Source organism: Devosia sp. 63-57, assembly GCF_001899045.1.
In the GTDB taxonomy this organism is placed as follows: Bacteria; Pseudomonadota; Alphaproteobacteria; order Rhizobiales; family Devosiaceae; genus Devosia; species Devosia equisanguinis.
On the sequence record NZ_MKUY01000005.1, the window covers coordinates 386,292 to 399,207 of the forward strand.

At 60.8% G+C, this 12,916-nt stretch carries 14 protein-coding genes; 5 read left to right on the forward strand and 9 right to left on the reverse strand.

Features of this window, described 5'->3' with window-relative positions; genetic code table 11:
* Positions 1 to 3 precede the first annotated feature (3 nt).
* From BGO80_RS10175 to hemE, 7 genes are all read right to left on the reverse strand, one after another.
* Positions 4 to 804 (reverse strand): ParA family protein, encoded by an 801-nt coding sequence (locus BGO80_RS10175; RefSeq protein ID WP_126150075.1) that lies wholly within the window; start codon positions 802 to 804, stop codon positions 4 to 6.
* Positions 805 to 824: 20 nt separating this feature from the next.
* Positions 825 to 1,472 (reverse strand): 16S rRNA (guanine(527)-N(7))-methyltransferase RsmG, encoded by a 648-nt coding sequence (rsmG, locus tag BGO80_RS10180; protein ID WP_286721295.1) that lies wholly within the window; start codon positions 1,470 to 1,472, stop codon positions 825 to 827.
* Positions 1,472 to 3,334 carry a tRNA uridine-5-carboxymethylaminomethyl(34) synthesis enzyme MnmG gene (gene mnmG / locus BGO80_RS10185; RefSeq protein ID WP_286721297.1) on the reverse strand — a complete coding sequence of 621 codons (1,863 nt, stop codon included), beginning with the start codon at positions 3,332 to 3,334 and terminating at the stop codon, positions 1,472 to 1,474. The genes rsmG and mnmG overlap by 1 nt, the downstream gene beginning before the upstream one ends.
* A 101-nt stretch (positions 3,335 to 3,435) precedes the next feature.
* Positions 3,436 to 4,737, reverse strand: coding sequence for a tRNA uridine-5-carboxymethylaminomethyl(34) synthesis GTPase MnmE (mnmE, locus tag BGO80_RS10190; RefSeq protein WP_286721299.1), 1,302 nt, complete (start codon positions 4,735 to 4,737; stop codon positions 3,436 to 3,438).
* Positions 4,738 to 4,785: 48 nt separating this feature from the next.
* Positions 4,786 to 6,051 carry a transcription termination factor Rho gene (gene rho, locus BGO80_RS10195; RefSeq protein WP_126150079.1) on the reverse strand — a complete coding sequence of 422 codons (1,266 nt, stop codon included), beginning with the start codon at positions 6,049 to 6,051 and terminating at the stop codon, positions 4,786 to 4,788.
* 175 nt (positions 6,052 to 6,226) lie between these two features.
* Positions 6,227 to 6,652 carry a protoporphyrinogen oxidase HemJ gene (hemJ, locus tag BGO80_RS10200; protein ID WP_286721302.1) on the reverse strand — a complete coding sequence of 142 codons (426 nt, stop codon included), beginning with the start codon at positions 6,650 to 6,652 and terminating at the stop codon, positions 6,227 to 6,229.
* A 12-nt stretch (positions 6,653 to 6,664) separates the two neighbouring features.
* Positions 6,665 to 7,696, reverse strand: coding sequence for a uroporphyrinogen decarboxylase (gene hemE / locus BGO80_RS10205; RefSeq protein ID WP_286721304.1), 1,032 nt, complete (start codon positions 7,694 to 7,696; stop codon positions 6,665 to 6,667).
* A 432-nt stretch (positions 7,697 to 8,128) separates the two neighbouring features.
* On the opposite strand from hemE, the gene BGO80_RS10210 reads away from it, so the two are divergent.
* From BGO80_RS10210 to dnaQ, 4 genes are read left to right on the forward strand one after another with little or no spacing between them, the layout of a single operon-like run.
* Entirely contained in the window at positions 8,129 to 8,746 is a 618-nt protein-coding gene (locus tag BGO80_RS10210; RefSeq protein WP_286723000.1) for a Maf family protein, read from the forward strand.
* Positions 8,743 to 9,573 carry a shikimate dehydrogenase gene (locus BGO80_RS10215; protein WP_286721306.1) on the forward strand — a complete coding sequence of 277 codons (831 nt, stop codon included), beginning with the start codon at positions 8,743 to 8,745 and terminating at the stop codon, positions 9,571 to 9,573. Before BGO80_RS10210 ends, BGO80_RS10215 begins: the two co-directional genes overlap by 4 nt.
* 2 nt (positions 9,574 to 9,575) lie before the next feature.
* Entirely contained in the window at positions 9,576 to 10,172 is a 597-nt protein-coding gene (gene coaE / locus BGO80_RS10220) for a dephospho-CoA kinase (protein ID WP_286721308.1), read from the forward strand.
* A complete protein-coding gene (gene dnaQ / locus BGO80_RS10225) occupies positions 10,172 to 10,879 on the forward strand; it encodes a DNA polymerase III subunit epsilon (RefSeq protein WP_286723001.1) in 708 nt (235 codons plus the stop codon). Before coaE ends, dnaQ begins: the two co-directional genes overlap by 1 nt.
* A 64-nt stretch (positions 10,880 to 10,943) precedes the next feature.
* Here the strand turns inward: dnaQ and secB are convergent, their stop codons facing one another.
* Both secB and BGO80_RS10235 read right to left on the reverse strand, forming a co-directional pair.
* Entirely contained in the window at positions 10,944 to 11,459 is a 516-nt protein-coding gene (gene secB, locus BGO80_RS10230; protein WP_286721310.1) for a protein-export chaperone SecB, read from the reverse strand.
* A gap of 89 nt (positions 11,460 to 11,548) precedes the next feature.
* Entirely contained in the window at positions 11,549 to 12,010 is a 462-nt protein-coding gene (locus BGO80_RS10235; protein ID WP_286721312.1) for an FxsA family protein, read from the reverse strand.
* 171 nt (positions 12,011 to 12,181) lie between these two features.
* Between BGO80_RS10235 and BGO80_RS10240 the strand changes: the two genes are divergently transcribed.
* Positions 12,182 to 12,901 (forward strand): Tim44/TimA family putative adaptor protein, encoded by a 720-nt coding sequence (locus BGO80_RS10240; protein ID WP_286721314.1) that lies wholly within the window; start codon positions 12,182 to 12,184, stop codon positions 12,899 to 12,901.
* Positions 12,902 to 12,916 lie beyond the last annotated feature (15 nt).

Genomic DNA, 12,916 nt, shown 5'->3' on the forward strand with positions numbered 1-12,916 from the left:
CTCCTAGGCTGCATTCAGCCGCCGCTCGCGGCGGATCACTTCGGTGGCCAGGCGTAGATAGGCCTGGCTGCCGGCGCATTTCAGGTCATAAAGCAATGCCGGCTTGCCGTAAGACGGCGCCTCGCTGAGCCGGACATTGCGCGGAATGACCGTGTCATAGACCAGTTCACCCATTTCGCTGCGCACATCCGCCAGCACCTGCTCGCTGAGATTATTCCGCTTGTCGAACATGGTCATCACCACGCCCTGGATCGACAGGCGCGGATTGAGGGTAGACCTGATCTGCTCGATGGTCTGGAGCAACTGGCTCAGGCCTTCGAGCGCAAAAAATTCGCACTGCAGAGGCACCAATACGGCATCGGCGGCGACGAGGGAATTGACCGTCAACAGGTTGAGCGAGGGTGGGCAGTCGATGAGAATATAGCTGACAGGAAGCTCATTGATCACCAACTCCCCCAATTGCTTGAAGGCGTTGCGAAGCTTGAACGCGCGGTCGGCCTGACCGGCAATGGTCAACTCAACGCCCAGCAAATCCATCGTAGAGGGCACGATGGCGACATTGGGGACGGTGGTCATGATGGCAGCCTCAGCCACGCTGGCTTCGCCAACCAGCACGTCATAGGCCGACACGGCGCGGTCGGTGCGCGAGATGCCGAGACCTGTGGAGGCATTGCCCTGCGGGTCGAGATCGACAATGAGCACACGCTCGCCAATGGCCGCCAGGGCCGTTGCGAGATTGATCGCGGTGGTGGTTTTGCCAACACCGCCTTTTTGATTGGCCAGGGTGAGAATCCGGGGTGCCAAACTGGCCTCCACTTCTGCCACTAGAGCTGGGATTTCCGGCGTAGCTGGCTGAGAGTGAGTATCACGCCGCCGGGATCCGTATCACTGCTCGTGGTTACCACGTCATAGGACCATAAAGCATCCGATTCCGCGAGTTCTTCAACATGTTCCCGCCCCTTATGCAGGATTGCGCGGGTTTCCTTACCAAAAAATGGCTCCATCCAGCTGCAAAGTTGCGGCAGAGCTGCCAAGGCCCGGGAGGTGATCACTTCGGGCACGCCTGTTTCACGTGAATCAATCTGATCGCTGCGCCGGCCGATCACCGTGACATCCAGCGCGAGTTCCCGGGCCACCGTGCGCAGAAAGCTTACCTTGCGCGCCGTTGGCTCGACCAGAATGAAGCGCCTGTCGCTGCCTTTCGTTGCAATCGCCAGGGGCAGCGCTGGAAATCCACCGCCACTTCCCAGATCTAGGAAAAGTTTGTCGCTGCCTCTCAGAAGCGGCAGGACCTGCAGGCTGTCGGCAAAGTGACGCTGCCAGACGAGATCGAGTGTTTCACGTGAAACAAGATTCTGTACGGCCTGCCATTTGCGCAGCAACGCAGCATAGCGTTCCAAATCCGCACCCACGGCGTCCAAGCCACGCGCAAAATGCGGGGCATAATTTCGGATCGACGAAAAATCCCCCATTATCCCGCCTTGCGCAGAACGCCGCGCCGCAGCACAGCAAGTAACAATGTGACAGCGGCCGGTGTCATGCCATCCATGGCCTGCGCTTGCGCAATCGTCTGCGGGCGCAGCTGCGTCAGCTTCTGGCGGAGTTCCATGGAGAGGCCGGCAATAGCGTTATAGTCGATGTCGTCGGGGATGGCCTTTTGCTCGTCCCGGCGCATGCTGGCAATATCTGCCTCTTGCCGATCGAGATAGACGGCATATTGCGCATCGATCGCCAGCTGCTCCATGACATCGGGCGCAATGTTGGCAACCTGCGGCCAGAGCTTGGTCAGGTCTGTCGGCGTCATATCCGGATAGGATAGGAGTTCAAAAGCCGTGCGCCGCTTTCCGTCTTCATTGACGGCAAGGCCAGCGCGCCTTGCTTCGCTGGGCGAGGCCGAGGCGCTTTTCAGCATAGTGCGACCGGCCTCAAGCTTTGTCATCTTCGAGCGGAAGAGATCGGCGCGGCGATCGCCAATCAGAGCCTTTTCAAGTCCTATTGAGGTCAGACGCTGATCGGCATTGTCGGCACGCAGGTGCAGCCGGAACTCGGCCCGCGACGTGAACATTCGATAGGGTTCTGACACCCCGCGGGTCACAAGATCGTCGACCATGACACCGAGATAGCTTTCCGTCCGCGACAGGATCATCGGCGCGGCACCGGTGCTCGCCAGAGCGGCATTGGCCCCGGCAAGAAGTCCCTGCGCCCCGGCCTCCTCATATCCGGTGGTGCCATTGATCTGTCCGGCCAGATACAGACCCGGCTGGCGCTTCACCTCCAAGGTCGGGCGTAGCTCACGCGGGTCCACATAGTCGTATTCGATAGCGTAACCGGGACGAACGATCTCGACATTTTCGAGGCCAGGCATGGAGCGCAGAAAGTTCATCTGAACATCGGCTGGCAGCGAGGTTGAAAGGCCGTTGGGATAGACCGTTGTGTCATCGAGCCCTTCGGGCTCAAGGAAGATCTGGTGGCTGTCGCGATCGGCGAAGCGGACAACCTTGTCCTCGATCGACGGGCAATAGCGCGGACCTCGCGATTGAATGCGACCGGAATACATCGCCGAGCGATGCAGATTGTCGCTGATGATGCGATGTGTGTCGGCCGTCGTTCGGGTAATATGGCAGGAAATCTGGGGCGTGGTGATAGCTTCGGTCAGCGCCGAAAACGCCTCAGGCGGATCGTCGCCCGGCTGCTCTTCCAATATGTCGTAACTGATGGTGCGGCCATCGAGGCGCGCCGGCGTACCGGTCTTCAAACGCCCAAGGGCAAGGCCCAAAGCTTCGAGTCGGGTCGATAGCCCCAGAACAGGCTCTTCCCCAACCCGGCCGGCGGGCACTGTTTCTTCACCGCGATGAATCAAACCGCGCAGAAAGGTGCCGGTCGTGAGCACGACAGCGCGGGTACCGAAGACCCTGCCATCCAGCAACCGCACCCCGGTAATGGCGCCATGTTCGACGATGATGTCATCGACTTCACCCTCGATGACATCGAGATTGGGTTGCGCTGAGATCGCCGCCTGCATGGCCTTGCGATAGAGCTTGCGATCCGCCTGGGCGCGCGGACCGCGGACAGCCGGACCCTTACGCCGATTGAGCACCCGGAACTGAATGCCAGCCTGGTCCGCCACCCGACCCATCAACCCATCCAGGGCGTCGATTTCGCGAACAAGGTGGCCCTTGCCCAAACCGCCGATGGCTGGATTGCAGCTCATCTCGCCGATGGTCGCAAACCTGTGGGTGATAAGGGCGGTCGGCGCACCAATGCGCGCCGAGGCCGCGGCCGCTTCACAGCCTGCATGCCCGCCGCCCACCACGATTACTGCATAGTCGCTCATCTTCAGTCTCCATGTCCGGAGATAGGGGAATGTTTCACGTGAATCAATTCACCTCTGCGTCGGCTAGACCCGCGCACTTGAATGCCGATGTTTCACGTGAATCATTTGCCGATACAAAACTGCAGGAACAGCCGATCCAGTACCCGTTCCGCATCCAGTTTGCCGATCAACCGCTCCAGCGAAGCGGATGCTTCGCGGAGACTTTCAGCCGCCAGCTCGAACTGCTTCAGCGTGGCTTCCGCGCGATCAATATTGGCGACGGCAGCAGACAGGGCCATGCGATCGCGTTCGTGACTGACCAAAGCTGGTTCCCCGCCGATCAGATCTTCGGCATAGCGAGCCAGCGTGGCGAACAGCATATCAAGACCCTCTCCACTGACAGCAGAAAGCTGGAGGTCATGCGGGGCAGTAGCGGCCGTCAGATCCGACTTGGTGGCGACCCGGATGATCTTTCCGGTAAGATCGCCGGGCAAGGTCGCATCTTGAGTATCGGGAGCCATAAGCCACAGAACAATGTCGGCACCCTCCATCGCCTGTTTTGCTCTGCGGATGCCCTCGGCCTCAGCCTTGTTATCGGTATTGCGCAGGCCGGCGAGATCAAGAAAGACAAAAAGATTGCCATCGATGTCCAGCGGCACCTCCCGCACGTCACGGGTGGTGCCCGCCTCGTCCGAAACGATAGCAATGTCGGATTTGGCCAGGGCATTGATCAGGCTGGATTTGCCGGCATTGGGAGCACCCGCCAATGCAACGCGAATACCTTCACGAACAACGCGGCCACTCTCGACCGCGGCGAGCGTGTCAGCAATCGAACGCCGCAGTCCTACCAGGCTATCCAGAAAGCTATCGGGCAATTCCGCGTCGACGTCACCTTCATCGGAGAAATCGAGACGGGCCTCCAGCTCCGCGCGCAGATCGAGCAAAACAGAGCGCCATTGTTCCACTTTGGCGCTGAGAGCGCCATCATAGCGGGCGAGGGCCTGCTGGCGCTGTCGTTCGGTATCGGCGGCCAGAAGATCGCCGAGGCCTTCGACGGTCAGAAGATCAAGTTTGCCGTTTTCGAAGGCGCGGCGCGTAAACTCGCCAGCCTCGGCGAGGCGGAGTCCCTGGCCCGACAGCGCGGCCAAGATGGCTTTTACCCCGGCGCGCGAACCATGAACATGCAGTTCTGCGCAGTCCTCGCCGGTGAAACTGGCGGGGCCAGGAAAGAACACCACAAGGCCCTGGTCGAGGCGTTGGCCGGCATCGCCGATATGACGCAGGGCCATCAGGCGCGGCTTGGGCAAAGGTCCAGAGACGGCCATCAAGGCGTCGCGCACCTTGGGACCCGAAAGGCGGATCACGGCGACGCCGGCTGGCAGGACACCCGAGGAGAGCGCCATGATGGTGTCGTCGTGCCGCATCGCTGGGTCCATTGAGGTGATGGGCGCCACCGGGGCGCCCATCATCGATCAGGTATTCATCGAGTCGAAGAAGTCGGAATTGGTCTTGGTCTGGCGCACCTTGTCCATGAGGAATTCCATCGCATCAATGGTCCCCATCGGATTGAGGATGCGGCGCAGCACATACATCTTCTTGAGGATGTCGGGCTCGACCAGCAGCTCTTCCTTGCGGGTGCCGGACTTGGTGATGTCGAGCGCTGGGAAGATGCGCTTGTCGGCAACCTTGCGGTCGAGAATGATTTCAGAGTTACCAGTGCCCTTGAACTCTTCAAAGATCACTTCGTCCATGCGCGAGCCGGTGTCGATCAGCGCCGTCGAGATGATGGTGAGCGAACCGCCATCCTCGATATTGCGCGCGGCACCAAAGAAGCGCTTTGGACGCTGCAGGGCATTGGCGTCGACACCGCCGGTCAGAACCTTGCCGGAGCTTGGCACCACCGTGTTGTAAGCGCGACCAAGGCGAGTGATCGAATCGAGAAGAATGACCACGTCGCGCTTGTGCTCAACCAGACGCTTGGCCTTTTCGATCACCATTTCGGCGACCTGGACGTGGCGAGAGGCCGGCTCGTCGAAGGTAGAGGAGATGACTTCGCCGCGCACCGAGCGCTGCATGTCGGTCACTTCTTCCGGACGCTCATCGATCAGCAGAACGATCAGATAGCATTCGGGGTGATTGGTCGCGATCGATTGTGCAATATTCTGCAACAATACCGTCTTACCGGTACGGGGAGGCGCAACAATCAGGGCGCGCTGACCCTTGCCGAGCGGCGCCACCAGGTCGAGAAGACGCGCAGAGCGATCCCGCAGGGTGGGATCGGGCAGTTCCATGCGCAACCGCTCTTCGGGATAGAGCGGCGTCAGGTTGTCGAAGTTGACCTTGTGGCGGACCGCCTCGGGATCTTCGAAATTGATGGTGTTGACCTTTAGAAGCGCGAAATAGCGTTCGCCCTCCTTGGGGGAGCGGATTTCGCCCTCGACCGTGTCACCGGTGCGCAGACCGAAACGGCGAATCTGGCTGGGGCTGACATAGATATCGTCCGGGCCAGGCAGGTAATTGGCATCGGGAGAGCGCAGGAAGCCGAAGCCGTCGGGCAGCACCTCGACCACGCCTTCGCCGACGATGTTGATATCCTGAGCCGCCAGTTCCTTGAGAATGGCAAACATCAATTCCTGTTTGCGCATGGTCGAAGCGTTTTCGACCTCGAGTTCTTCAGCGAATGCCAACAATTCTGCCGGCGATTTGGCCTTAAGCTCGCTGAGCTTGATATTCTGCATGGATGCGATGGACCCTAGAGGGAAATCGAAAATGTCGAAAAGGAAGGGGAGTGCTCGCACCACGAAGCGACCGGGCGGCCGCAGGGACTGAAAAGGATGCGATGGCTCCCTCTAGCTGGTTCGCGCCAAGAATTCAAGATTGAACCGCTCAATTCAGACGATTCACGTGAAACGGTCAGAACGGTTTGACGATGACCATGATGACGATGACGATCATCAACACAGTCGGCACCTCGTTGAGCATGCGGAAGTATTTCTGCGGCTTGTCATTGGCATCGCGGGCGAAAGCCTTGAGATGCCGGGCGTAAAGTCCGTGAACACCCGACAGGGCCAGAACCATCGCTGCCTTGACCCAGGGCCAGACCGAGCCCCAGTCGACCAGACCCAGATGCACCATCCACAGCCCGAAAACCCAGGTGGCGATCATGGCCGGGGTGGTGATGGCCCGAAACAGACGTCGCTCCATGATCTTGAAGGTCTCGGACTGCACCGATCCCTTCTCCGCCGCCGTGTGGTAGACGAAAAGGCGCGGCAGATAGAGCATGCCTGCCATCCAGGCGATGACCGAAATCACATGCAGAGCCTTGACCCACTCGATCATCGCGAAATCTCCCTAGCCTTTGATCATGCCGATCAGCGCCTCGACATGGGCGATCGGCGTTTCCGGCACGATACCGTGGCCGAGATTGAAGATATGCGGCCGATTTGAAAAGGCCTCCAGGATCGCCCTGACCTGGCTCTCCATCGCCTCGCCACCAACCACGAGACGCAGGGGATCGAGATTGCCCTGCAGCGGCAGGTCGGCTGGCAAGGCATTGCGCACGAAATCGAGCGGGGTCGAATAATCGATACCCATGGCATTGATCCCGACCTCGCGCGCATATCGCGGCAGATTGCCGGCAGCGCCACGGGGAAAGCCGATAATAGGCGCATTGGGGACGCGGGCCCGCACGCCCTCGACGATGCGTTTATTGGGCGCGATGACCTGGCGGGCAAAAGCGGCGTCATCGAGATTGAGGGCCCAGCTTTCAAACAGCTGCACCACATCGGCGCCGGCTTGCAACTGCGCCACCAGATAATCGACGCTGGTGGCCACAAGGATATCCATCAGCCGATCGAAAGCCTCGGGATGCTGCAGCGCAAATTTGCGCGCGGTCCATTGGTCCGAGGAGCCACGACCACCCAGCATATAGGTCGCCACCGTCCAGGGAGAGCCGCAGAAGCCGATCAGGGTCTTGTCCGCTGGCAGGCTCGCTCGCAGGCGCCGCACCGTCTCCAGGACCGGCGCCAGATGGCTCATGGCCCGGTCGCGATCGAGCCGAGCCACATCATCGGGGCCGAGAGGCTCGAGGATTGGGCCCTCCCCCGTTTCGAAGCGAACCGATTGGCCCAGCGCGTCGGGAATGACGAGAATGTCGGAAAACAGGATTGCCGCATCGAGGTCGAAGCGACGCAGTGGCTGCAGGGTCACTTCGACGGCGAGTTCGGGCGTGTAGCAGAGCTCAAGGAAATTGCGGGCCTTGGTGCGGGTCTCGCGATATTCGGGGAGATAGCGGCCAGCCTGGCGCATGATCCACACCGGGGGGCGTTCCTGGCGTTGTCCCAGAACCGTCGCCAGCAATCTCTTCTCTGCCACTGGGCTCATGGCCATCACCCCTTCAAAACCGAAAAAGAGACTCTTTTTCTTATCTTCTTTATCTTTATGACGGTGTTTAGCTGCAATTCCGCTCCATCCACAATTGGCCTGCGTGGTGACACTTGCGCGCAGCACCGTCGTTAACGTGCTGTTAATCTTTGACGGGCTAGGTGGGAAAGAGGCGCCGCCACAATGATTAATGAAACGTTAATCAGGCCTTTCCCGAGTCAATGATTCGATTCACCCTGTGCATGACCTCTGGAATACCACATCGGCGCCGGGCGGGGATTTCCCCAGACCTTTCCCATGGCGGTTTTGGCAGGCATGCGGAGTCCAACTGTTAATTTTTAGTTAGCCAGGTCGAACAAGTCGGCGCCCCTGCCAAAGTTACGAGTCTTTCCCCCAGTTCCGGCTTGAGCTGGGGATGACAGTGTGGAAAACATTGGCGCCATGCTCATCCTCGCTTCAAGCAGTACTACCCGTAAAGCCTTGCTGGACAAGGCCGGATTGCCATTCACCGCCGTGCCCGCTGCGTTGGACGAGCGCGCTATCGAAGCCGAGGCGGTCGCCGCAGGTGCCGATGGTCGCGACGTCGCCCTGCTCTTGGCGCGGCACAAGGCTGAGGCCGTTTCCAACAGCTATCCCGGGCGCCTGGTCATCGGTGCGGACCAGACGCTCAGCCTGGGGCTGGAACTGCTGCACAAGCCCGGCAGCCGCGAGGAGGCCGTCGAACAGCTCGAGCGCCTGCGCGCCAAGACCCATCGCCTGCATGCAGCGGTGACGCTGGTGCGTGATGGCATTCTGCTCTGGTCCGATGTCCAGACTGCCGAGCTCACCATGCGCGATTTTTCTCCCGAGGAACGTGACGCCGTGCTGGCGCTCGAGGGAGATAGTATCCTGTCTTCGGTCGGTGGCTACCGGCTCGAAGGACCCTCGATCCGCCTGTTCGAAACCGTTTCGGGTGACTATTTCACCATTTTGGGCCTGCCATTGCTCCCCCTCCTGGCGGCTTTGCGCGACCTGGCGCCAGACATACTGCAACAGGGCAATGCGCTGTGACCAAAAAGGCATTCGTCATCGGGCATCCCATCGCTCATTCGCGCTCGCCCTTGATCCATGGCACCTGGCTCGACCTGCACGGCATTGATGGCTCCTATGAGGCCATCGATATTGCCCCCGAGGCGCTGCCGGAATTTTTCGAGCGCCTCCGTAATGGCGAATTTGCTGGCGGCAATGTCACCATTCCGCACAAGGAAGCAGTTTTCGCGCTGTGCGATGAGGTCGATCCGCTGGCCAGAACCATTGGCGCCGTCAATACGCTGGTGGCTTCCGAGGGCCGCATCTGGGGCACCAATACCGACTATCTCGGCTTTCTCGGCAATCTCGATGCGGGCGCGCCCGGTTGGGATAAGGACCTTGGTTCGGTGATCCTGCTCGGCGCCGGAGGGGCCACGCGCGCCCTGTTGGTGGCGCTGAAGAGCCGCAATGTCAGCCATGTTCACATTCTCAATCGCAGTCGCGACAAGGCCGAGGCGCTGGTGCGGGAGATCGAGGGACCGTTTTCAGCGCATGGTCTCGATGCCTTTGCTGAGCTCGCCCCCAGCGCCGGCCTTGTGGTCAATGCCACCTCGATCGGCATGCATGGCAGCCGGTTCGAAGGGTTCGATCTCGAATGTCTGCCCGCGACGGCGCTCGTCACCGACATTGTCTATGTGCCCCTCGTCACCCCGCTGCTGGCCGATGCCGCGGCGCGCGGATTGCGGACCGTGGACGGGCTGGGCATGCTGCTGCATCAAGCGGTGCCGGGTTTTGCGGCCTGGTTCGGGGTGACGCCCGAGGTGACGCCGCAATTGCGCGCCCGTATCGAAGCCACGCTCGGTCACTAGCCATGCGGCGGATCGGCATAACCGGCTCGATCGCCACGGGAAAATCCACCCTGCTGGCGGCCTTCGCCAAGGCCGGTATTCCCACTTTTTCAGCCGACCAGGCCGTTGCCGAACTCTATGCCGGTGCGGCGGTGACGCCGGTCGAAAAGCTGTTTCCCGGCGTCGCCAAGGCTGGCGTCATCGACCGGCAGGATCTGGCGCGCCGTCTTGCCGCCGACCCCTCCGGTTTCAAGCGGCTCGAAGCGGTGGTGCATCCCCTGGTGCGCGAGGCGATCGCTGATTTTCTTGATCACGCCGAGCGCGATGGGGCCGTCGCGGCAGCCGTGGAAGTGCCGCTGCTGTTCGAAAGTGGCTACGATTACGGCTTTGACGGCGTCGCCGTGACCTATGTCGATGACGCCACGCAAATTGCTCGCATCATGGCCCGCCCCGGCATGAGTGTGGAAAAGCGCGATGCTTTGCTTGCCCGGCAAATGCCGCAGGCCGAAAAGAAGGCGAAGGCCAGCTGGGCTTTCGACACCTCTCGCCCGCCGGCCGATATTGAAGCCGAGGTGGCGCGACTGGTGGAGAGTTTCAGGGTCGAAGGGGAGCGCCGATGATCCGCGAAATCGTCTTGGATACCGAAACCACGGGCCTGTCGCCGCATGACGGCGATCGGCTGGTGGAAATCGGCTGCGTCGAGCTGATCAACCACATTCCCACCGGCAAGAATTTTCACGTCTATATCAATCCCCAGCGCTCTATGCCCGAGGAGGCGTTCCGCGTGCATGGGCTGAGCGAGGAATTCCTCTCCGACAAGCCGCTCTTTGCCGATGTCGCGGAGGATTTTCGCGGCTTTATCGGTGATGCGACGCTGGTGATCCACAATGCGCCCTTCGATATGGGTTTTCTCAATGCCGAGCTGGAGCGCGCCGGCAAACCGCGCCTGGGCAATGAGGTCATCGATACGGTAATGGTGGCGCGCAAGAAGCATCCTGGCGCCCGCGTTAGCCTCGATGCGCTCTGCAAGCATTACGGCATCGACAATTCCCGCCGCACGCTGCACGGGGCTCTGCTCGACAGCGAGATCCTGGCCGAGGTCTATCTCGAACTGATCGGCGGCAAACAGGTGAGCCTGGCCCTGGTGGCCGAGATCGAAACTGGCCCGGCTTCGGCCGGCATGCAGCGTGTCGCTGCGCCGCAGCGGCCGCAACGCCTGCCCTCCCGCCTCAGCGCTGCCGAAGCGGCAGCCCATAGCGCCTTTCTCGGCAAGATGGGTGCCGACGCCATCTGGGTTCAGTATCTCGAGATTGAAACCCCGGCTTAAGGGTTTGGACAATGAAAAAAGCCCCGGAAATTCCGGGGCTTTTGTTTGATCGATGTACCAAAAATCAGTTGGGCTTGTCGGTGGCGGCGGCTTCGGCGCCATTGCCCTGCTGGGCGGCAAGCTTGGCCAGATTCTGGCGGTAGATGGCGGCAAAATCCACCGGTTCCATCATCAGCGGCGGGAAGCCGCCCTGCTGGGTGACGCTGGCCAGCACCTGGCGCGCGAACGGGAAGATCAGGCGCGGGCATTCCACCATCAGCAGGCCCGACATCTGGGCTTCGGGGATGTTCTTCATGCGGAAAATGCCGCCATAGACCAGCTCGACATTGAATAGCACGGTGTCGTCGCGATTGGCCTTGGCGTTGAGGGTGAGCTCGACGGCATAGATTTCCTCGCTCTGCTTCTTGACGCCCACTGAAATGGACACGTTGAACGCCGGATTGGCGCCGCCGACAAGGAGCGAATTGGGCGCGTTCGGATTCTCGAAGGAGAGATCGCGGATATACTGGCCCACCAGATTCATGCTGGGCTGGGTTCCGGGCTGCGGCGCTGCGGCTGCGCCCTGGTTATCGTCGGCCATGGTTCGTCCTTTGTCGGTTCCGTTAGGTCTTGAGCCTTGGGCGGCTGGCTAGCATCTTTGCCCCTTTGGGACAAGGCGCTCCGGGTGTTTCACGGGTCGCGGCGCCAATTCTCATCATCGAGATCGATGGTCTCGGGTCGCGCAATGCGCGGATCGCTGCCATCGCCCTGCTGGCGCCATGTGGTGGTGGTCTCGACCACGGTGACCCGGCTCGACAGCGATTTGTAGAGCCAATGCCGCAGGGCGGGCACCAGCAGCCCCAGCGCCACGATATCGCTGATGAAGCCGGGCAAAATCAGCAGAATGCCGGCAAAGCCCACGCTCATGGCATCGAAAATCGCCTGGCCGGGCAAGGTTCCGGCGCTGACATTGGAGCGCATGCGATTGATAATGCCCAGGCCCTGCTGGCGCAGGACGAGACTGCCCACCAGCACGCCCAGGATCACCAGTGCCAGGGTCGGCAAGACGCCTATGGCCTGGCCCACGAGGATGAACGTGGCGATCTCCAAAAGCGGCAGGAGAATAAAGCCGAGGGCGAAAAAACGGCCCATTGCAACGGTCCCTTCGGGTCTGGCGTTGAGCGGAGCGCGGCAAATCGCAACTCGCCCCAACGTGAACTGGTTTTGAGTTCAAGCTTTGCCTATATATAGGTCAAGTTTGGCGCAGGACGAGCGCCGTAAAGCGACTTTTTGTCGACGCATCCCACGCAAGGTGCCTGTTTCATGGACGATTTTCTCGATCTGCCGACCCTGATTGCCATTGTCGTGGCCGTGTTCGTGTTGTTCCGGCTGCGCTCGGTTCTGGGCACGCGGACCGGCAACGAACGGCCCCCCGTAGACCGCAGCCGCTCCACCCCGGCCGCCAAGGATAGCGCCACCGAGGATACCGTGGTGCCACTGCGTCCGCGCCCGGCCCAGCCTGACCTCGACGACGAGCGCCGGGCCCGCAAGCTCGAAGCCGAGATCGAACAGGCCGCCTCCGGCAATGAACAACTGGCCCAGGGCCTGCGCGCCGTGGCCGAAGCCGATCCCGGTTTTACGCCGAAATCCTTCCTCGACGGCGCCAAGCAGGCCTATGAGATGATCGTCACCGCCTTTGCCGAAGGCGATCGGCAGACGCTCAAGAACCTCCTCGAAAAGGACGTGTTCGACGGCTTCCAGCGCGCCATTGCCGATCGCGAAGCCGCTGGCCAGAAGGTGGAGTTCACCTTTGTCGGCCTGCCCAAGATCGCCATCGTCGATGCCGAATATGACAAGAAGAACGTGCTTGTGACGGTCGATTTCCATGCCGAAGTGGTTTCGGCCACCCGTGACAAGGACGGCAATCTGGTCGAGGGCAATGCCGACCAGGTGCAGACCATTGCCGACGAATGGACCTTTGCGCGCAATCCCAAGTCGCGCGATCCGAACTGGAAGGTTGTGACCACCAGCCAGCTCGACTGACCGGTTTGCGGCAGG

Coding starts and splice junctions, on each gene's coding strand:
- rsmG (WP_286721295.1), bottom strand. CDS start 1,472: ATGGGGGATTTTTCGTCGATCCGAAATTATGCCCCGCATTTTGCGCGT.
- mnmG (WP_286721297.1), bottom strand. CDS start 3,334: ATGAGCGACTATGCAGTAATCGTGGTGGGCGGCGGGCATGCAGGCTGT.
- mnmE (WP_286721299.1), bottom strand. CDS start 4,737: ATGCGGCACGACGACACCATCATGGCGCTCTCCTCGGGTGTCCTGCCA.
- rho (WP_126150079.1), bottom strand. CDS start 6,051: ATGCAGAATATCAAGCTCAGCGAGCTTAAGGCCAAATCGCCGGCAGAA.
- hemJ (WP_286721302.1), bottom strand. CDS start 6,652: ATGATCGAGTGGGTCAAGGCTCTGCATGTGATTTCGGTCATCGCCTGG.
- hemE (WP_286721304.1), bottom strand. CDS start 7,696: ATGAGCCCAGTGGCAGAGAAGAGATTGCTGGCGACGGTTCTGGGACAA.
- coaE (WP_286721308.1), top strand. CDS start 9,576: ATGCGGCGGATCGGCATAACCGGCTCGATCGCCACGGGAAAATCCACC.
- secB (WP_286721310.1), bottom strand. CDS start 11,459: ATGGCCGACGATAACCAGGGCGCAGCCGCAGCGCCGCAGCCCGGAACC.
- BGO80_RS10235 (WP_286721312.1), bottom strand. CDS start 12,010: ATGGGCCGTTTTTTCGCCCTCGGCTTTATTCTCCTGCCGCTTTTGGAG.
- BGO80_RS10240 (WP_286721314.1), top strand. CDS start 12,182: ATGGACGATTTTCTCGATCTGCCGACCCTGATTGCCATTGTCGTGGCC.